Below are 19,084 nucleotides of genomic sequence, written 5' to 3' on the forward strand. Positions count from 1 at the left end.
CTTCTCAGCCAGCACCTTGGCAGCGGCCGGGCTGGCGATGCCACCCGATGCGCCACCGGCGGCGGGCGCCGCGCTCGAGGCGGCAGCGGCCGGCGCGGCGGCTTCTGCCGGCTTGGCAGCGACCGGTGCGGCGGCGCCTGCCTTGGCGTCCGTGTCGATCTTCGCGATGATTTGCTCGGACGTCACGGTGTCGCCGGCGGCGGCGCTCACTTCGACGAGCACGCCGGCGGCGGGCGCCGGCACTTCCAGCACGACCTTGTCGGTTTCGACTTCGATCACGGTTTCATCTTGGGCGATGGCTTCGCCGACTTTCTTCTTCCAGTCGAGCAGCGTGCCTTCAGAAACCGACTCGGAGAATTGGGGGACTTTGATTTCAACAATGGCCATTTCTGGATCCTGGATTCGATAAACGTTCAATTCGGAAATACGGCAGCGGCCGTCCCCAGGGGGAGGACGACCGCTGTAAGACCTAACCGGTTACTGCACCACGGTCGCGCCCTTGAGGCGACCGAAAGCCGTATCGAGCAGCTGCTTGAGCTGTTCGTAGTGCTTGGCGTAGTAGCCCGCGGCAGGCGAGGCCGAAGCCGCGCGACCCGCGTAAGCCAGCTTCTGACCGGCGCTCATGCTTTCGATCAGGTGGTGTTCGATGTAGAACCACGGACCTTGATTTTGCGGCTCGTCCTGGGCCCACACCACTTCGGTAAGGTTTTCGTATTTCTTCAGTTCGTTCTCGAACGCCTTGTGCGGGAACGGGTAGAGCTGTTCCACACGCACGATCGCAACGTCGGTCGACTTGTCTTCACGACGGCGAGCGATCAGGTCGTAGTACAGGCGGCCCGAGCAGGCGACGACACGCTTGACCTTCTTGGCGTCGATCGAAGCATCGGTTTCGCCGATCACCGTCTGGAAGCCGCCCTTGGCGAGTTCCGACAGGTCGCTCACGGCTTCCTTGTGGCGCAGCAGCGACTTCGGCGTGAACACGATCAGCGGCTTGCGCAGCTGGCGGATCATCTGACGACGCAGCAGGTGGAAGATCTGTGCCGGCGTGGTCGGCTGGACCACTTGCATGTTCGTGTCGGCGCACAGTTGCAGGTAGCGTTCGATACGCGCCGACGAGTGCTCCGGACCCTGGCCTTCGTAGCCATGCGGCAGCAGCATCGTCAGGCCCGACACGCGGCCCCACTTCACTTCGCCGCTCGAGATGAACTGGTCGATCACGACCTGCGCACCGTTGGCGAAGTCGCCGAACTGGCCTTCCCACAGCACCATCGTGTTCGGCTCGGCCGTCGAGTAACCGTACTCAAAGCCCACCACGGCTTCTTCGGAGAGCACCGAGTCGATCACCGTGAAGGTGGCCTGACCGTCGGCCACGTGTTGCAGCGGCACGTAGGTGCCGTCGTTCCAACGCTCGCGGTTCTGGTCATGCAGCACCGAGTGGCGGTGCGTGAACGTGCCGCGGCCCGAATCCTGACCGGTCAGGCGCACAGCGAAGCCCGACGAGACCAGCGAGGCGAAGGCCAGATGCTCGCCCATGCCCCAGTCGAGCGGCTGCTCGCCCGCGCCCATCTTGCGACGGTCGTTGATGACCTTCTCGACGAGCGGGTGAACCTTGAAGTTCGCCGGGATCGTGGTGATGCGCTCGGCCAGACGCTTGAGTTCGTTCAGCGGCACGGCCGTATCGCCGGCATCGGTCCACTTCTTGTTCAGGAACGGCACCCAGTCGACCGCGTACTTGCTCTTGTAGTTCGAGAGCACCGGGTCGACGGTGTGGTGGCCGTCGTCCATGGCCTTGCGGTAGGCCGCGACGAAGGCATTGCCCTCTTCGGCCGTAATCACGCCTTGCGTGACCAGCTTCTCGACGTACAGCGCGCGCGTGCCCGGGTGTTGGGCAATCTTCTTGTACATCAGCGGCTGCGTGACCGCCGGCGTGTCCTGCTCGTTGTGGCCCAGCTTGCGGTAGCAAACGATGTCCACGACGGCGTCTTTCTTGAACTCCTGACGGAAGTCCAGGGCCAGTTGCATGGCCAGCACGACCGCTTCCGGATCGTCGCCGTTCACGTGCAGCACCGGCGCTTCGATCATCTTGACCACGTCCGAGCAGTATGTCGTCGAACGGGCGTCACGCGGATCCGACGTGGTGAAGCCGATCTGGTTGTTGATGACGATGTGCACCGTGCCGTGCGTGCCATAACCGCGCGTCTGCGCGAGGTTCAGCGTTTCCATCACAACGCCCTGCCCCGCGAATGCGGCGTCGCCGTGAACTTGCACCGGCAGCACGCTGGCCGCGTCGGCTTCGCCACGACGGTCCATACGTGCCTTGGCCGAGCCTTCGACCACCGGGTTCACGATTTCCAGGTGCGACGGGTTGAACGCCAGCGACAGGTGGACCGGGCCACCGCCCGTCGAAACGTCGCTCGAGAAGCCCTTGTGGTACTTCACGTCACCGGCCGGCAGATCGTCGACGTGCTTGCCTTCGAATTCGGCGAACAGGTCCGACGGCATTTTGCCCAGGGTGTTGACCAGCACGTTCAGACGGCCGCGGTGGGCCATACCGATCACGATTTCCTGCACGCCCTTGGCACCGGCGTGGTGGACGAGTTCGTCCATCGCCACGATGAACGATTCGCCGCCTTCGAGCGAGAAGCGCTTCTGGCCGACGAACTTGGTGTGCAGGTAACGCTCGAGGCCTTCAGCGGCGGTCAGGCGTTCGAGGATGTGCTTCTTCTTTTCAGCGGTGAAGTTGGGCGTGGCACGCACCTTCTCCAGACGCTCTTGCCACCAGCGCTTTTGCACCGGGTCGCTGATGTACATGTACTCGGCGCCGATCGAGCCGCAGTACGTGTCGCGCAGCGACTTGAGCAGGTCGCGCAGGCTGGCCTGTTCGAAACCGAAGTACGTGTTCTCGGCCGAGTACACGCTGTCCATATCCGCTTCGGTCAGGTCGTAGAACGCGGGTTCCAGTTCCGGAATGGCCGGACGTTCCTGACGCTTGAGCGGGTCCAGATTGGCCCAGCGGGCGCCCAGGAAGCGGTAGGCGGCGACGAGCGACTGCACGTGCACCTGCTTGCGGGCCACGGCCAGGTCGGAGGCGCCGGCGTGCGGCACGAAGGCATTGGCCTTGGCGCGCTGGGCGAACGACTCCACGATCGGGGCGTGAGCCACGTCGTTGGCGTTGGAACCATCAACAGCGGGAACGTTTTGCAGCGCGTCGAAATACTGGCGCCAGTTGTCCGGCACGGAAGCCGGATTGTCTAGATACGATTCGTACAGTTCTTCAACGTAGGGGGCATTGCCGCCGAAGAGGTACGAGTTCGTTTGGAATTGTTCCATCAAACTCATTTTGCGCTCACCTTTTCTACGAGTGTCTCGAGAAATAGCGGGTTACGAAACCTTCCGCGACACGGCCTGACCGATTAGCGGATTGCGAGAATCAAGTGGTGCTTGGAAGGACCTGATAAATCACGGCGAGGAGCATAGCACGTTTTCCCAGCGCCCACCGACCCGGAAAGCCGTCGCACGGGGACTTGCGGCGTAACCGCAGCATGCGTCGCAGGTTCGCGCTGCGCCAGCCCGCCTGCGCCTTATGCCCATATGCGAATTGGATATATAAAAATTAAATTTTATTATTTTAATTTCTAATAACCAGCCGATATCGTGGTGAGTATCCCCTTGCCGGTCTGTCTGGGGGCGCCCGACGGGTAGGCCCCGCCAAGGCGTCCGTCCAGGTCCGGCCCCTGGAGTCATGAACGACATGCAAGAGACGACACCGCTTTCCGCTCAGCAAGCCCAGATGCTCAGCCAACTGGTCGAGGGCCTTTCCGGCGAGCAGCTCGCCTGGGTGCGAGGGTTTCTCGCGGGCATCAATCACTCTGTGCGACACGCCGGTGCGCCGGCGCCGGTCGCGGCAATGGCCGGGCCTGCCGCCCCGTCGGTGACGATTCTGTATGGCTCGCAGACCGGGCACGCCCAGGAAGTCGCCGAGCACGCCAAGGCGCGCGCCGTCGCCGCAGGCTTCAAGGTCGATCTGTTCGCGATGGGGGATTACAAGGCCTCGCGCCTGAAGAACGACAAGTTGCTGCTCGTTGCCGTGTCGACACAAGGCGAAGGCGAGCCGCCCGACGATGCGCGCGACTTCTATGAATTCCTGCACGGCGCGAAGGCGCCCCAACTCGAAGGCACCCGCTTCGCGGTCCTCGGCCTGGGCGATTCGAGCTATGAGAAGTTCTGCCAGGCCGGCAAGGACTTCGACGCACGGCTGGCCGCGCTGGGTGCGCAACGGCTCGTGCCCCGCGTCGACAGCGACGTCGACTACGACGCGCCGGCCGAGCGCTGGATCGAAGAGGCCGTCGAAGCGCTGTCGCGGGTGGCGGCCCCGGCCGCCACGGGCAAGAGCGCCGGCGTGACGGAAGGTTTCAGCCTCGCCGCGCTCGCGAGCGGTATCGCACCGGCCGCCGCATCGAGCCAATACAGCCGCAAGCATCCATTCGACGCCGCCGTGATCGAGAACGTCACGCTCTCCGGACGCGGCTCCTCCAAGGAAGTCCATCACGTCGAACTCTCGCTGGAAGGCTCGGGCCTCACGTACGAGCCGGGCGACGCGCTGGGCGTGGTCGCGCAGAACGACGCGGCGCTCGTCGACACGCTGATCGACACGTTAGCGCTCGACCCGCAGGCCACCACGACGACGCAGGACCGCACACTGTCGCTGCGCGACGCCTTCCTGCGCGCCTACGACATCACAACGCTCTCGCGCGCGTTCCTCGAAAAATACGCGGCGCTGGCGGAATCCAGCGAACTGAAGGCGCTGCTTGGCGCGGGCAACGAAACGGCACTGCGCGACTATCTCCATGGCCGCGACGTGATCGACGTCGTGCGCCAGTTCCCGGCCCGCAAGGTGAAGGCGGCCGAGTTCGTCGGCACGCTGCGCACGCTTCAGCCGCGTCTGTACTCGATTGCGTCGAGTCTGGCCGCCAATCCGGGCGCGGTGCACATCACCGTGGGCGCGGTTCGCTACGACAGCCACGGCCGCGCGCGTCGCGGCGTGGCGTCGACTTACCTTGCCGACATCGCCCGCGAAGGACAGACGGTGCCGATCTATATCGAAGCGAACCGTAACTTCAAGCTGCCGCAGGATAGCCACGCGCCGGTCATCATGATCGGTCCCGGGACCGGCATTGCCCCATTCCGGGCGTTCGTCGAGGAACGTCAGGCGCTCGACGCCCCCGGCAAGAACTGGCTCTTCTTCGGCGACCGGAACTTCCGCACCGACTTCCTTTATCAGCGAGAATGGCAACGCTATGTGAAGGACGGCGCGCTCACCAAAATCGACCTCGCGTTCTCGCGCGACACGCAAGACAAGGTCTACGTACAGCACCGCATGCGCGAACAAGGCAAGGAACTGTATGCCTGGTTGCAGGAAGGTGCGCACCTGTACGTATGTGGCGATGCCGACGCAATGGCGCGCGACGTGAACACCGCGCTCATCGACATCGTGACGCAACACGGGGGGCTGACGCCGGACGCCGCCGCCGAGTATGTGAAGACGTTGCAGCGCGAAAAGCGTTATCAGCGCGATGTGTACTGATCGCGGATGCCGCGGATTCCGACCGCGTTTCGCCGTCCACCCCGACAAAACCCGCGCGGCATCCCGCGCTGACCGATAGAGCCGAGCCCATGACGCAACCCACGCAAGCCGGCGACGCCTCGACGGCGCCGCGCTCCGAAGTCGAGAAGATCAAGGACGCCAGCAACTACCTGCGCGGCACCATCGCCGAAGGTCTGGCCGACCCGCTCACCGGCGCGATCTTCGAGAAGGACGCCCAGTTGCTGAAGTTTCACGGCTCCTACATGCAGGATGACCGTGACCTGCGCAGCGAACGGCAGAAGCAGAAACTCGAACCGGCCTACCAGTTCATGATCCGGCTGCGCATGCCGGGCGGCGTGTGCACGCCCGAGCAATGGCTCAAGCTCGACGATCTCGCCCAGAAGTACGGCGGCAACACGATTCGCCTGACCACGCGGCAGACGGTGCAGTATCACAACGTGCTCAAGCACCAGTTGCGCCCCCTCATCAAGGGCATCGATGAAGTTGCGATGACGAGCATTGCCGCGTGCGGCGACGTCAATCGCAACACGCTCGTCTCGAACAATCCGCACCATTCGCCCGCCCATGCCGAGGCGCTCGACTGGTGCCTGAAGATCGATCGGCACCTGTTGCCGCAGACCACGGCGTATCGCGAGATCTGGCTGGGCGACAAGCGTCTGGGCGCGGGCAAGGAGGATCACGAGCCGATCTACGGCAAGCACTATCTGCCGCGCAAGTTCAAGATCGCCATCGCGATACCGCCGAACAACGACGTCGACCTCTACGCCAACGACCTGGGCTTTATCGCCATCGTGGGCGACGACGGCAAGCTCGAAGGCTTCAACGTGACGGTCGGTGGCGGCATGGGCATGACGCACGGCGACGCCGCAACGTACCCGCGCACGGCGACCGTCATCGGCTATACGCCGGCCGATCGCATCGTCGACGTCGCCGAGAAGGTGCTGCTCGTGCAACGCGACTTCGGCGACCGCGGCAATCGCAAGCATGCGCGCCTGAAATACACCCTCGACGACCGCGGCGTGGCGTGGTTCAAGGAAACCCTCAACCGGTATCTCGGTTGGGATCTGGCGCCCGAGCGCGCGTTCGCGTTCACGACCAACGGCGATCAGTATGGCTGGCTCAAGGGCGCGGACGATCTTTGGCATCTCACGCTCTTCATCCAGAACGGTCGCGTGAAGGATTGGGACGACTACCGCCTGATGACCGGGCTGCGCGAAATCGCGAAGGTGCATCAGGGCGATTACCGCATCACCGGCAACCAGAACCTGATCATTGGGCGCGTGAGCGACGCCGCCAAGCCGCAGATCGACGCCCTCGTGAAGGAATACGGCCTGCTCGACGGCAAGCATCAAAGTGCGCTGCGCATCCACTCGATGGCCTGCGTCGGCTTCCCGACGTGTGGTCTCGCGCTGGCCGAGAGCGAGCGCGCCCTGCCCGGCCTGGTCACGCGACTCGAGAAGGTGCTCGACGATGCGGGGCTTGCAGGCGAACCGATCACCATTCGCACGACCGGCTGCCCGAACGGCTGCGCCCGTCCCTACATCGCCGAGATCGGCCTGGTTGGCAAATCGGCCGGCAAGTACAACCTGTACCTCGGCGCGGGTTTCCACGGGCAGCGTTTGAACAAGCTGTACAAGGAATCGCTCAACGAAGATCAGATCGTGGCCGAACTCACGCCGCTCTTCGCGCAATACGCGAAGATGCGCGATGCCGGTGAGAAATTCGGTGATTTCCTCGTGCGTCGGGGTGTGGTCAAGGCAGTCGTCGAAGCGCGCGAGGACTTCCACGGCTGAGCGCCGTCATTGCGGCCCCGTTGCAGGCACTCGCCGGCACCAACGAAAACGCCACGGTCTCCCGTGGCGTTTTTCATGATCGCGCTCGAGCGATCCTCGTCAGGCGGCCGAACGTCAGTCGTTGCTGCCCGAATACGGCACCATGCAGCGCCTGACCGTCTTTTCGTAGTCGCGCGGCAGGTGGCTGCCGGGAATTTCGAAGTATTGCAAGCGCGCACCGAAGCCGCCTTGCATGACGTCGACGTACGGGTTGTAGACGGCTTTTCCGTCGGCGCCCTGACCGCGATAGACACGCACACGGTCGGCCCCCTGACGGGCGTACGACGTCGATTCGACGTTTGGCGACAGCTCGCTCCAGCCATGATAGATACAGTTGAGCACCATGAAGCGATCGGCCCCCGTCCCCTGATCGAGCAGTCGTCCCGCGGCCGGATCAGGCACGCTCATCTGGTTGACCGGGCCACACCCTGCCACTCCCCCGGCCAGCACGGCCACCGCTGCCATCAGCGCCACTCGCTTCATACTTCGCCACCCTCAACTGAGCAAAAGATGGGCAATGTTACCCGGTTCGGCCCACGGCCGCCACGAACACACCCATTCCATGCCCACGCCACGCCCCCATCGAGCTAACGGGCGGTGACCGGCCACACCGCTCAGGCCGCCAGGGAAAGGGGCGATGTTTCCACGGCATGCAAGGCCGGACGTCTTGCCGCGCCGCTCACCTGACTTTCGTCGCCCAATCGGAATCGCGCCATTTCCTCGCGAAGCGTATGTGTCTGATCTTCCAGCGACGCGGCCGCCGCCGCCGCTTGCTCCACCAGCGCGGCATTCTGCTGCGTGACGGCATCCATTTGCGTGACTGCCCGATTCACCTGCTCGATGCCGCTGCTCTGCTCGTCGGACGCCGCCGAGATCTCCCCCATGATGTCCGTCACGCGCTGCACGGCTTGCAGGATGTCGTTCATCGTGCGCCCCGCTTCGGCCACCAGCGTCGAGCCGTCGGCCACCTTCTGCGCCGACGTTTCGATGAGTGCCTTGATCTCGCGCGCGGCCGTGGCACTGCGCTGTGCCAGCGTGCGCACCTCGCCCGCCACCACGGCGAACCCGCGGCCCTGCTCGCCGGCACGGGCCGCTTCCACGGCAGCGTTGAGCGCGAGGATGTTGGTCTGGAATGCAATCCCGTCGATCACGCCGATGATGTCCACCACTTGCGACGAACTGGTCGAGATGCCCTGCATCGTGTCGACCACCCGCGCCACCACCTGGCCGCCGCGCGATGCGATATCCGACGCATTGACCGCCAGTTGGCTCGCCTGACGTGCGTTGTCGGCGTTCTGCTTGACCGTGGCCGTCAGTTGCTCCATCGACGAGGCCGTCTCCTCCAGCGAGGCGGCCTGCTCTTCGGTGCGCGCCGACAGGTCGGTATTGCCCGCCGAGATTTCGGCCGTGGCGGTCGCCATCGCATCGCAACTGCGGCGCACGCCGCGAATCGTGTCCGCGAGACGCGACTGCATCGCCTCGAGACCGCGCATGAGCATCGACATTTCGTCCTTGCCGCGCGCGTGCACCGGATTGTCGAGTTGTCCTGCCGATATGTGCTCGAAATGTGCCAGTGCTTCGCCAAGCGGCCGCATGATCGCGCCGCGCAGCGAGAAGTAGCAGGCGATGGCCATGAGCACGCCCAGCGCCGTTGCGCCGATGCTCAGCCAGCGGAATGCCGCCAGCTCCGCCATCGACGCTTCGTACGTGTCGTGCCCGAGCTTCAGCTTGTACGCGGCCAGCGCGTCGCTGGCCTTCGTAAGCTCGGCGTAACGCTTGGGCAGCACGTTCATCGTGATCTCGTCCATGGCCGTACGATCGCGCGCGTCGATGGCGGTGAGCATCGGATTCATGCCCTGCTCGAAGAAGGTGGCGCGCCGGGCGGCGACCTCGTCGGCCATCCGCTGTTCTTCGGGGCCGCGCGGCAACGCCTGATAGGCGGCCCATGCCGCATTCGCGTCCTTGATCATGCCGCGTGCACGTGTGGCAATCTTGTCCCCATCCGGCGATTCCGGATGCAGCACCACGCGATCGAGAATGGCGCGGGTGCGCGCCAGCGTGGCGTTGTCCTTGCCGAGCGCCACCGTGGCGGTGAGGTGATTGGCGTACGTCTCGCGAAGCGCGTTGCCCGTGCGCGTCATACCCGCAATGCCGAGCGCGCCCAACAGAATCAGTAACGCCGCCAACAGCGCCATCGTCATCCCGAGGCGCGCCTTGATGGAAAAGCTACGCAACATACTGTCGTCTCCGTCTTGTGTCGTGGGTTCGGGTCCCTGTACGACCTCTGTCGGGCCGGTATTATTTATGTCATCGGCGTGGCAAGCACCCGACTTGAGCGTCCTGCGGGTATACGAGCCTCTTTCCGAGCCTTTCGCGCGCCAAGCCGATGGCGTGGGAACCGGGCATGATCTTATGACATTTTTTATATATTCATCCGATATATTCGAATTATGATCGAGGGACTCGAAAAGCTGTTGGCGGCCGGCAAAGACAACGCGCTGTTGCGTTTCGGGCTCGGCAAGGCCTATCTGGATGCGCAGAACTTCCCGGTCGCGGCCGATCACCTGACCCGTTGCGTGGCGTTCGATCCGGCCTACACGGCCGCGTGGAAGCTGTTGGGGAAAGCGCGACACGGCGCGGGCGATCGCGAGGGTGCCCGCGACGCGTGGACGCGTGGGATTGCCGCCGCACAGGCGCACGGGGACCGTCAGGCGGAAAAGGAAATGACGGTCTTTCTCAAACGCTTGGGTTGACGTTGTATCGCCCGCCCGATGTCACACATCGGGCGAGTCCCCGGTTAGCGTGGTATGGTGCGGCCTGGCGGGTGAGCGGTGCGCTGGGTGCGCCGACCCCGCACAGGATCGCCGAAGCGCACCGTGATTGTCGTTGGCGAGTGGGTGAGCGCCCGAAACGCGCGTGTTCGCGCCGGGCGTGGCATACTGCTCCGATTTCGCCGCGCGGCGGGGATCCACGCAGCGCTAGGCCGGCCGGCCTGTTCCCATCCTGCAATTTTCGTTGGGTATGTCCTTGAAGCATTGTTTGCCGCCTCGTGCGCCGTCTCATTCGGCGCCTCCCAAGTCCCCCGTCGTCACGCCCCAGGCGCCGTCTGCACACGCCGCCTCGCAGCTCGCCCCAGGTCGTCAACGCGGTTTCGGCACGCTCGCCGTCATCTTTACCACTTTGGTAGGCTTGGCGCTCGTGGGCGCGCTGCTCGTTGGCTATGCGCTGATCGTCATGCGCCCGAACCTGCCGCCGCTGGACGTCATCACCGATTACCGGCCGAAGGTACCGCTGCGGGTCTATACGTCCGATAACGTGCTGATCGGCGAATTCGGCGAAGAGCGCCGCAGCCTGGTCACCATCGATCAGATTCCGGACGTCATGAAGAAGGCCGTGCTCGCGATCGAGGACTATCGGTTCTACGATCACGGCGGCGTCGACTTTATCGGCATTCTGCGTGCTGGTGTTTCAGACGTACTGCACGGCGGAGCCGCGCAGGGCGCCAGTACGATCACGATGCAGGTCGCGCGCAACTTCTTCCTCTCGCGCGAGAAGACGGCCACGCGCAAGATCTACGAAATGCTGCTGGCGTACAAGATCGAGTCGGCGTTGTCCAAGGACAAGATTCTCGAGCTGTACATGAACCAGATCTATCTGGGGCAACGCGCCTACGGCTTCGCGAGCGCTGCACGCATTTATTTCGGCAAGGATCTGAAGGACATCACGCTCGGCGAGGCGGCCATGCTGGCTGGCCTGCCCAAGGCGCCTTCGGCCTACAACCCGATCGTCAATCCGAAACGCGCGAAGATTCGTCAAGAATACATTCTCAAGCGCATGCTCGATCTGGGCTACATTTCGCGCAGTCAGTACGAAGACGCCCTGCACGAGTCGATCCGCACGCGCACGTCCGGCAACGAGTACAACGTGCATGCCGAGTACGTCGCCGAAATGGTGCGTCAGGCCGTGTACGACGAATACAAGGAAGACACCTACACCCGCGGCCTGACCGTCATCACGACGCTCGACTCGAAGAAGCAGCAGGCCGCGTACGAAGCCGTGCGCATGGGCGTGCTCGACTACGAGCGGCGTCATGCGTATCGGGGTCCCGAGGGTTTCGTGGAACTGCCCGCCGCGATGCCCGATCGTCAGCAGGCGATCGAAGACACGCTGCTCGAACATCCCGACAACGGCGATCTGGTCGCCGCCGTGGTGGTGGCCGCCAGCACGTCTCAGGTCACGGCCGTGCCGCTCTCGGGCGATACGGTGGTCGTCAACGGCGACGGTATCGGCTTTGCCGCGTCGGCACTCTCGGCGAAGGCCAGCGAAAAGATCCGCATCCGTCCGGGCGCGATCATCCGTGTGATGAAAGATGCACGCGGCAAGTGGCGCATCACGCAGTTGCCGGAAGTGCAAGGCTCGCTCGTCTCGCTCTCGCCGGACGACGGCGCCATCCGCGCGCTGGTCGGCGGCTTCGACTTCAATCAGAGCAAGTTCAACCGGGCAACGCAGGCATGGCGTCAGCCGGGCTCGACGTTCAAGCCGGTGGTGTACTCGGCAGCCATCGAGAAAGGCGTGAGCCCGGCGACGATGGTGATGGACGGCCCGCTCAACCTGCCGCCCGCGCAGACCGGCGGGCAGGCGTGGGATCCGCATGACGACGACGCTTTCAGCGGCCCAATGACGGTGCGCGAAGGGCTGCAACGCTCGAAGAACCTTGTGGCGATTCGTCTGCTGCAGTTTGCCGGCACGCAGTACACCCAGGATTACGCCACGCGCTTCGGCTTCGACGCCGACAAGGTGCCGCCGTATCTGCCGATGGCGCTGGGCGCCGGGCAGACCACACCGCTGCAACTGGCCGGCGCCTACGCGGTGTTCGCGAACGGCGGGTATCGCGTCGCCCCGTACCTGATCAGCGAGATTCGCGACGCGCGCGGCAACTTGCTCAACAAGGCCACGCCGGTGGTCGCCGGGGTAAACGCCGCCCGCGCGATTTCCGCGCCGAACGCGTACATCATGAACAGCCTGCTGCAATCGGTGGCGCAACGCGGCACCGGCGCGGGCACGAACGTGCTCAAGCGCACCGATCTGGCTGGCAAGACCGGCACGACCAACGATGCCCTCGACGGCTGGTTCGCCGGTTACCAGCACTCGCTCGTTGCCGTGGCATGGCTCGGCTTTGACCAACCCAAGACGCTCGGTAGCCGTGAATTCGGCGCGCAATTGGCGTTGCCGGTGTGGACCAAGTACATGGGCGTGGCGCTCAACGGCGTGCCTGAGCAACAAATGGCGATGCCCGAAGGGGTCAGCGTTGTGAACGGCGAGCTTTATGAGTCCAGCAAAATGCCGGGCAACGGGTTTGTCGCGAGCATCGGGATCGACGACAGCAGCAGCGGATTCTCGTTGCCGTTCTTCGGGAGCAATTCGCCCTCGCCTGCCGCCCCGCCGCCCGCCGAGGGTCAGCCCCCGTCACCGGGCGGTGTCGACGCTCGCGAGAAAGCGCGCATTCTCGACATGTTCAAGCACCCATGACGCTTGGTCCACGTCAGCCCGCGCAAGCGGCTGACGTGGGCCCGCACCGCCACAATGCGCGGCCACCCAACGGGTGGCCGTTTTTCACTGTCGAGCCGCCTTCAGGCCCAAAGCGCAAGAACGTACAAGCGTGCGGCCCGATATAGCGGCTATGCTCACGCCTTCGCCTGTTCCCGTCTTCAACTCTTTACCTTCAGGAAAGCGCCTCCATGCTGGCTCCGACCCGTGCGGCTAGTTTTGCCGCAGGTGCCCGTGACACCCTGCCGATGATCGTCGGCGCGGCCCCGTTCGGCCTGATCTTCGGTGCCCTGGTGGCGACCACACCGCTGGCGACGTGGCACGGCCAGCTCATGTCGCTCACCGTTTTCGCCGGATCCAGTCAGTTCATCGCCGCCGGCCTTTTCGCGACGGGCGTGGGCTATCTCGTGCTGTGGGCAACGACGTTGATCGTGAATCTGCGACACATGCTGTATGCGGCCAACCTGTTGCCGCATGTGGGGCATCTGAATTTGCAGTGGCGTGCCCTGCTGGGATTCCTGCTGACGGACGAGACGTTCGCGGTGACCAGTAGCCATTTCCATCGCCACCCCGACGATCCGATGGGCCACTGGTACTTCCTGGGCTCAGGTCTGTCGATGTACATGAATTGGCAAGTGTGGACGCTTGCCGGGTTGCTGTTCGGCGCCGCGTTTCCGCGTCTACAAACGCTGGGCCTCGACTTCGCGATGGTCGCTACGTTCATCGCGATCATCGTGCCGCAGATGGCCCGCATGCCGTGGGCTATTGCGACGATCGTCGCCGGGGTGGCCGCGTACCTGTGTCACGGTTTGCCATACAAGCTCGGTTTGCTCGTGGCAGTGGCGCTCGGCATTGCGTCGGGCATGCTGGCGCTGCACGCGAAGCGTCGCGGGGGTGCCCAATGAATTATGTCGTGGCGATTGGCGGCATGGCCGCCGTCACGTTTGCCGTCAAGGCCGGGATCTTCCTGCTGGGCGACCGCGTGCGGTTTCCCGAGTGGCTGCGCGAGGCGTTGTCGTTCGTCCCTGTGACGGTACTCACGGCAATCATTGTGCCGATGACGCTGGCGCCGCATGGTAACGGTCTCGAGCTGACGTGGCGTAATCCGCAACTCGTCGCGGCCCTCGTGGCCATCGCCGTCTGCGCCGCGACGCGTCACCAGTTGCTCACCATCGGCGTCGGGCTGGCCGTCTTTTTTACGTGGCAGCTCGGGGTATTGGGCTGACAGGCACCGCTCGCGTCATTCGCGTCGTCCATGAAAAAAAGCGCCTCGCATGAGGCGCTTTTTCGTGTACCTGCGGACTGTCGTTCAAGCGGTAGCAGCCCCTAGCGTGCCTGCCAGGTAATCGGCGACGAATGCATCGAAGTCGCCGACCTGCGTGCGCTCCAGTTCGGCTTGGGCGTCGAGCGACTTCCGGGCCAGTGCTTCGAAGTGCTCGACAACGCGCGCATCGAGCGGCATGTCGCGCAGCGTCTGCGCATGACGCTGGCTCTGCGCGAGCGCGAACGCCTGGAACGCGCCCCCCGTCGTGCCGCGCAGTGGTTCGAGCGCGACCATCACACGGGCGGACGGCGTAAGCGACACATCCTGCACCTTGGCACGTTGCAGCGCCATCGTATGCGCGTAATGCGCTCCGCCACGCTGCAGGTCGAATGCGGCCGCCGTCCGGTCGATGCGATCGAGCAATGTCTCGGCCCAATCGAACAGCGTGATCGCTTCGCCACCGCGATGCAGCACGAGCCCCGGTTTCCGGCCTTCCTTGACCACGTGAGCGAAGTTGTCGCGATTCTCGCGGTTCTCGGCGTCCGAACACGACGGGCTGTCTTCCAGCGCGCAGAACAGCAGGAAGGCGTCGATGAAGCGCGCCGTGTCGACGTCGATACCGACCGGCTGGAAGGGATCGATGTCAATACAACGGACTTCCACGTATTGCACGCCGCGACGCGAGAGGGCCTGCACCGGCCGCTCGCCGCTATACGTCACCCGCTTCGGGCGAATCGTGGCGTAGAACTCGTTCTCGATTTGCAGGAGATTGGTCGAGAGCTGAATCCATTCGCCATCGCGCTGCGTGCCGAGCGCCTCGTAGGCGGGATGCGGCTGGCTGACGGCTTGCGTAAGCGCGTCGATATAGCTGGGCAGGCAGTCGTAACAGGGCGAGACTTCGGACTGCGCGCTGTTCTGGTAGCCCAGATCGCTCATGCGCAAGCTGGTCGCGTAGGGCAGACCGAGCGTGCCTTCGTCGAAGGCATCGAGGCCGTGCTCGCGTCCGCGCAGGAATTCGGCGTGCAGCACCGGCGACGCACCGAACAGGTACATCAGCAGCCAGCTGTAGCGACGGAAATTGCGGATGAGCGCGACATAGCGCGCCGACTGATAATCGCGTGCGGACTGCGTTGCGCCCTCGTGCTCGCGCAACAATGTCCACAACGGTTCAGCCAGCGAAAAATTGTAGTGAATGCCTGCGATGCACTGCATCGGCTTGCCATAGCGCAGCGCGAGGCCGCGGCGATAGACATGCTTGAGCTTGCCGATGTGCGACGTGCCGTAGTCGGCGATCGGAATCACTGCTTCCGGCGGCAGCGCGGGCGGCATCGAATCGCTCCATAGCAATTCCGTGCCGAGCTTGCGGTAGGCGAACTGATGAATTTCGTCCAGGCGGGCGATGACGTCGGCCGCATCGCGCTGCGGCGGCGTGATGAACTCGAGCAGCGATTCCGAATAATCGGTGGTGATCTCTTCGTTGGTCAGTGCCGAGCCGAGCGCACGCGGATGCGGCGTCAGCGCGAGCGCGCCGTTGTCTTCGACGCGCAGGGTTTCCCTTTCGATGCCCGACAGACCTTCGCCGAGCAGCGCGAGATGATCGGGCTGCATGATGAGCGCCAGGCGCCGATCAAGCGGCGCGTGAGCGGCATGCGGCCCGGTGTGTGCGGTGTGTTCGTGTTGACGATTCTGTTTTTCCAACTTCCATCCCTCTGGACTGGCGCGATGCTTTGGCACGGCGTGAATTTGGCCTGAGCATAACTGAAAACGCCAAAGCGCGCCGGACGCCACCTCGGCCCGACATCGCAGCCTCAGCGCCTGCCTGAGCCCGCCTGCGCGAATGCCGCATTGGCGTTCCAGCATGGCACATCGATACTGACGCCATGATGAATACTCAACACCTCACCGACCTCATCCCCCTACTCCTCCTGGGGCTTGCCACCTTTGTGCTCGCGGGCTTCGTCAAAGGCGTGATCGGGCTGGGCCTGCCCACGGTGGCCGTGGGGCTGCTCGGATTGGCGATGCCGACGGCGCAGGCCGCGGCGCTCCTGATCGTGCCGTCGCTCGTGACGAATGTCTGGCAATTGCTGGCGGGGCCGCGCTTTGCCGCGCTGGCCGGGCGTCTGTGGCCGATGCTGGTCGGCATCTGCGTCGGCACATGGGCCGGTGGCGGATGGCTGGCCAACGGCGGCAACGTTGCGGGCATGGCGCTGGGCATCGCGCTTCTCGTTTATGCGGCATTGGGGCTGGCGGCGGTGCGGCTGCATGTGCCCAAGCGTTGGTCAGCCGCGCGCGTGAGCGCGCTCGGCGCGGGCATGGGTGTGGTGACCGGACTGGTCACGGCGGCGACCGGGGTGTTCGTCATTCCCGCTGTGCCGTTCCTCCAGGCGCTTGATCTCGAGCGCGACGATCTCGTGCAGGCGCTCGGCCTGTCGTTTACCGTGTCGACCGTGGCGCTCGCCGCCGGGCTGGCGCGCGACGGCATCTTCCACGGCCATGCGATCGGCGTGTCGCTGCTGGCGTTGGCGCCCGCACTGGGCGGCATGTACTTCGGGCAGTGGGTGCGAGGGCGCGTCAGTGCGCCCGTCTTCCGCCGGTGCTTCTTCGTGGGTCTCGCCATGCTCGGTGCCGAACTGGTGATTCAGCACCTGCGCTGAGCGCAACGCTCGGCGGGGCCCTCGCGGGGTCATGCAGGCCGGGGCCACGCGGCATCACTTGAGATCGTTGAAATCGACGTCCCAGAACTCCATCTCGCGGCGGCTTTCCAGATTGCGCCCCGCTTCCGTACGCCGCAATTCGACGCGGCGAATCTTTCCGGAAATGGTCTTCGGCAGATCGCAGAACTCGATGCGTCGGATGCGTTTGTAGGGGGCGAGGTGATCGCGGCAGAAGCGCAGGATGTCGAGGGCGAGCTTTTCGTCGGCGTGAAAACCGGTGCGCAGCGTGATAAAGGCCTTCGGCACGGCAAGCCGCACCGGATCGGGACTCGGCACCACGCCGGCTTCGGCGACGGCCGGGTGCTTGATGAGTTCGCTTTCGAGCTCGAACGGGCTGATGCGATAGTCGGACGCCTTGAAGACATCGTCCGCGCGTCCGATGTACGTGAAGTAGCCGTGCTCGTCGCGCATCGCCACGTCGCCCGTGTGGTAGTAGCCCTCGCGCATGGCGTCGGCGGTCTTCTCGCTGTCGTCCTCGTAGCCTTGCATCAAACCCGTCGGGCGTGACGACAACACGAGCGCGATTTCGCCTTCGTCGGCTTCGGCGCCGTCGTGATCGAGCAGTACGACGCGATAGCCTGGCATGGGGCGCCCCATCGACCCCGCCTTGACGGGCTGCCCCGGCGAGTTGCCGATCTGGCAACAGGTTTCGGTCTGACCATAGCCGTCGCGAATCGTGATGTGCCAGGCGCGTTTGACCTGGTCGATCACTTCGGGATTGAGCGGCTCGCCCGCGCCGATCAGTTCACGGAATTTCACCGCATGGCGAGTGAGATCTTCCTGAATCATCATGCGCCAGACGGTGGGCGGCGCGCACAACGTCGTGACGCCGCAACGCGTGGCCGTCTCCAGCGCGGCACGCGCATCGAAGCGCGAGAAGTTGTAGACGAAGATGGTGGCGCCCGCGTTCCACGGCGCGAAAAAGCAGCTCCACGCGTGTTTCGCCCAGCCTGGCGAGCTGATGTTCCAGTGGATATCGCCGGGTTGCAGGCCAAGCCAGTACATCGTGGCGAGATGGCCGACCGGATAGCTCTGGTGCGTGTGAAGCACGAGCTTCGGGCGCGACGTGGTCCCGGACGTGAAGTAGAGCAGCAATGGATCGGTCGCGAGCGTGGCACCGTCGGGGGTGAAGCGGTCTGAGGCTTGATAGGCGGGCGCAAGGGGCGTCCATCCTTCGGGCGGGTTGTCGCCGACGGCGATGCGCCGGTAGTCGCCGGGCAAGGCGGCGAACTTGACGGCATCGCGTGCGGTGGTGACGACGTGGCGCACACGGCCCCGTTCGAGCCGGTCGGCAAGGTCGCCGGCGGCGAGCAGCGTTGTCGCGGGAATCATGACGGCGCCGAGTTTCATGCAGGCGAGCATGAGGTCCCAGAGTTCGACCTGATTGGGGAGCATGAGCAACACGCGGTCACCGCGCGACACGCCTTGCGCTCGCAGGAAATTGGCGACGCGATTGGAGCGCCGCGACATTTCGGTAAATGACAGCCGTGCCTCGCGTCCGTCTTCTTCGACGACCCAGAGGGCCGGACGGTCGTTGCCCTGGGCTTGGGGGTCGAAGAAATCCAGCGCCCAATTGAAATGCGAGAGGACGGGCCAACGGAAATCACGGTACGCCACGTCGTAGTGGGCGCGCTGAGCGAGCAGCAGGTCGCGCGCGGCCTCGAATCCCAGGATTTGCGGCATCGCTTGTCTCCGAGCCCCCAAGGGCAGGATTAGGCAGAATTCCATTATCGTGTGGCCCTCCGAATGCAACATTCGGGATAACCATCATGGGGTTTCGCCAACGGTAGACGTCGCGTTGCGCGCGCCGGATGCAAAAAAATATGCGTACGACACGCACGTCCTCTTTCTTTCCCGAGCGAAGCTCTGCTATACTCGCCTTCTTTCGAGCAATGCATCTAGACGACGCATTTCTCACGGGGCGTAGCGCAGCCTGGTAGCGTACCTGCATGGGGTGCAGGTGGTCGGAGGTTCAAATCCTCTCGCCCCGACCAGATTAAAACCCGCACAGTCATTGACTGTGCGGGTTTTGTCGTTTGGACACCCGATGATGGTGTAGCACACCCGGACAGTCGACGACGCCCAATATCTGACTTGGCGTGTCTCGTAGGAGTCCTACGCA

General features: G+C 64.2%; 13 protein-coding genes, 1 tRNA gene and 1 pseudogene. 8 read left to right on the forward strand and 7 right to left on the reverse strand.

Going from position 1 to position 19,084, the window contains the following annotated elements; all coding sequences use genetic code 11:
* Together PCE31106_RS20515 and PCE31106_RS20520 are read right to left on the reverse strand one after the other, a co-directional pair.
* Window positions 1-387 (reverse strand): biotin/lipoyl-containing protein (locus tag PCE31106_RS20515; RefSeq protein WP_302476065.1); only part of this gene is annotated, 387 nt, incomplete at its 3' end.
* Between the two features lie 90 nt (window positions 388-477).
* Window positions 478-3,339 carry a 2-oxoglutarate dehydrogenase E1 component gene (locus tag PCE31106_RS20520; RefSeq protein WP_150564537.1) on the reverse strand — a complete coding sequence of 954 codons (2,862 nt, stop codon included), beginning with the start codon at window positions 3,337-3,339 and terminating at the stop codon, window positions 478-480.
* Between the two features lie 403 nt (window positions 3,340-3,742).
* Between PCE31106_RS20520 and PCE31106_RS20525 the strand changes: the two genes are divergently transcribed.
* Complete coding sequence (locus PCE31106_RS20525; protein WP_150564538.1) at window positions 3,743-5,584, forward strand: assimilatory sulfite reductase (NADPH) flavoprotein subunit; 1,842 nt, start codon at window positions 3,743-3,745, stop codon at window positions 5,582-5,584.
* Window positions 5,585-5,673: 89 nt separating this feature from the next.
* The gene (locus tag PCE31106_RS20530) at window positions 5,674-7,398 is read left to right on the forward strand and encodes an NADPH-dependent assimilatory sulfite reductase hemoprotein subunit (protein WP_017233367.1); all 1,725 of its coding nucleotides are present in this window, start codon (window positions 5,674-5,676) and stop codon (window positions 7,396-7,398) included.
* A 114-nt stretch (window positions 7,399-7,512) separates the two neighbouring features.
* On the opposite strand, the gene PCE31106_RS20535 is transcribed toward PCE31106_RS20530, so the two are convergent.
* The 3 genes and pseudogenes from PCE31106_RS20535 to PCE31106_RS24650 all read right to left on the reverse strand — a co-directional run.
* Complete coding sequence (locus tag PCE31106_RS20535; protein ID WP_130026236.1) at window positions 7,513-7,920, reverse strand: hypothetical protein; 408 nt, start codon at window positions 7,918-7,920, stop codon at window positions 7,513-7,515.
* A 131-nt stretch (window positions 7,921-8,051) separates the two neighbouring features.
* Window positions 8,052-9,131, reverse strand: coding sequence for a methyl-accepting chemotaxis protein (locus PCE31106_RS20540; RefSeq protein ID WP_437343838.1), 1,080 nt, complete (start codon window positions 9,129-9,131; stop codon window positions 8,052-8,054).
* Between the two features lie 9 nt (window positions 9,132-9,140).
* Window positions 9,141-9,674: pseudogene (locus PCE31106_RS24650) on the reverse strand (Tar ligand binding domain-containing protein); the annotation flags it as partial.
* 213 nt (window positions 9,675-9,887) lie between these two features.
* Between PCE31106_RS24650 and PCE31106_RS20545 the strand changes: the two are divergent.
* The 4 genes from PCE31106_RS20545 to PCE31106_RS20560 all read left to right on the forward strand — a co-directional run bounded on the left by PCE31106_RS20545 (window position 9,888) and on the right by PCE31106_RS20560 (window position 14,209).
* Window positions 9,888-10,190 carry a hypothetical protein gene (locus PCE31106_RS20545; protein WP_017233364.1) on the forward strand — a complete coding sequence of 101 codons (303 nt, stop codon included), beginning with the start codon at window positions 9,888-9,890 and terminating at the stop codon, window positions 10,188-10,190.
* A 268-nt stretch (window positions 10,191-10,458) separates the two neighbouring features.
* Window positions 10,459-12,966, forward strand: a complete 2,508-nt coding sequence (locus tag PCE31106_RS20550) for a penicillin-binding protein 1A (RefSeq protein ID WP_083902263.1) — start codon at window positions 10,459-10,461, stop codon at window positions 12,964-12,966.
* Between the two features lie 209 nt (window positions 12,967-13,175).
* A complete protein-coding gene (locus PCE31106_RS20555) occupies window positions 13,176-13,889 on the forward strand; it encodes an AzlC family ABC transporter permease (protein WP_150564540.1) in 714 nt (237 codons plus the stop codon).
* On the forward strand, window positions 13,886-14,209 hold the full coding sequence (locus PCE31106_RS20560; RefSeq protein ID WP_017233361.1) for an AzlD domain-containing protein: 324 nt from the start codon (window positions 13,886-13,888) through the stop codon (window positions 14,207-14,209). The genes PCE31106_RS20555 and PCE31106_RS20560 overlap by 4 nt, the downstream gene beginning before the upstream one ends.
* 84 nt (window positions 14,210-14,293) lie before the next feature.
* Here the strand turns inward: PCE31106_RS20560 and gshA are convergent, their stop codons facing one another.
* The gene (gene gshA / locus PCE31106_RS20565) at window positions 14,294-15,868 is read right to left on the reverse strand and encodes a glutamate--cysteine ligase (RefSeq protein WP_302476067.1); all 1,575 of its coding nucleotides are present in this window, start codon (window positions 15,866-15,868) and stop codon (window positions 14,294-14,296) included.
* Window positions 15,869-16,128: 260 nt separating this feature from the next.
* On the opposite strand from gshA, the gene PCE31106_RS20570 reads away from it, so the two are divergent.
* Window positions 16,129-16,902: a sulfite exporter TauE/SafE family protein gene (locus tag PCE31106_RS20570; protein WP_150564542.1), complete on the forward strand. Its 774-nt coding sequence runs from the start codon at window positions 16,129-16,131 to the stop codon at window positions 16,900-16,902.
* Between the two features lie 54 nt (window positions 16,903-16,956).
* Here PCE31106_RS20570 and PCE31106_RS20575 read toward each other — a convergent pair whose 3' ends face one another.
* Window positions 16,957-18,645, reverse strand: coding sequence for an AMP-binding protein (locus PCE31106_RS20575; protein ID WP_150564543.1), 1,689 nt, complete (start codon window positions 18,643-18,645; stop codon window positions 16,957-16,959).
* Window positions 18,646-18,879: 234 nt separating this feature from the next.
* Here PCE31106_RS20575 and PCE31106_RS20580 point away from each other — a divergent pair.
* Window positions 18,880-18,956: transfer RNA gene (locus PCE31106_RS20580), tRNA-Pro, on the forward strand.
* Window positions 18,957-19,084: the final 128 nt, after the last annotated feature.

It is taken from the genome of Pandoraea cepalis (genome assembly GCF_902459665.1).
GTDB lineage: Bacteria > Pseudomonadota > Gammaproteobacteria > Burkholderiales > Burkholderiaceae > Pandoraea > Pandoraea cepalis.

Bases quoted from the DNA above. Each gene is read 5' to 3' on its own strand.
- PCE31106_RS20520 (WP_150564537.1), bottom strand. From the start codon at position 3,339: ATGAGTTTGATGGAACAATTCCAAACGAACTCGTACCTCTTCGGCGGC.
- PCE31106_RS20525 (WP_150564538.1), top strand. From the start codon at position 3,743: ATGAACGACATGCAAGAGACGACACCGCTTTCCGCTCAGCAAGCCCAG.
- PCE31106_RS20530 (WP_017233367.1), top strand. From the start codon at position 5,674: ATGACGCAACCCACGCAAGCCGGCGACGCCTCGACGGCGCCGCGCTCC.
- PCE31106_RS20535 (WP_130026236.1), bottom strand. From the start codon at position 7,920: ATGAAGCGAGTGGCGCTGATGGCAGCGGTGGCCGTGCTGGCCGGGGGA.
- PCE31106_RS20540 (WP_437343838.1), bottom strand. From the start codon at position 9,131: ATGGCGGAGCTGGCGGCATTCCGCTGGCTGAGCATCGGCGCAACGGCG.
- PCE31106_RS20545 (WP_017233364.1), top strand. From the start codon at position 9,888: ATGATCGAGGGACTCGAAAAGCTGTTGGCGGCCGGCAAAGACAACGCG.
- PCE31106_RS20550 (WP_083902263.1), top strand. From the start codon at position 10,459: ATGTCCTTGAAGCATTGTTTGCCGCCTCGTGCGCCGTCTCATTCGGCG.
- PCE31106_RS20555 (WP_150564540.1), top strand. From the start codon at position 13,176: ATGCTGGCTCCGACCCGTGCGGCTAGTTTTGCCGCAGGTGCCCGTGAC.
- PCE31106_RS20560 (WP_017233361.1), top strand. From the start codon at position 13,886: ATGAATTATGTCGTGGCGATTGGCGGCATGGCCGCCGTCACGTTTGCC.
- PCE31106_RS20570 (WP_150564542.1), top strand. From the start codon at position 16,129: ATGATGAATACTCAACACCTCACCGACCTCATCCCCCTACTCCTCCTG.
- PCE31106_RS20575 (WP_150564543.1), bottom strand. From the start codon at position 18,645: ATGCCGCAAATCCTGGGATTCGAGGCCGCGCGCGACCTGCTGCTCGCT.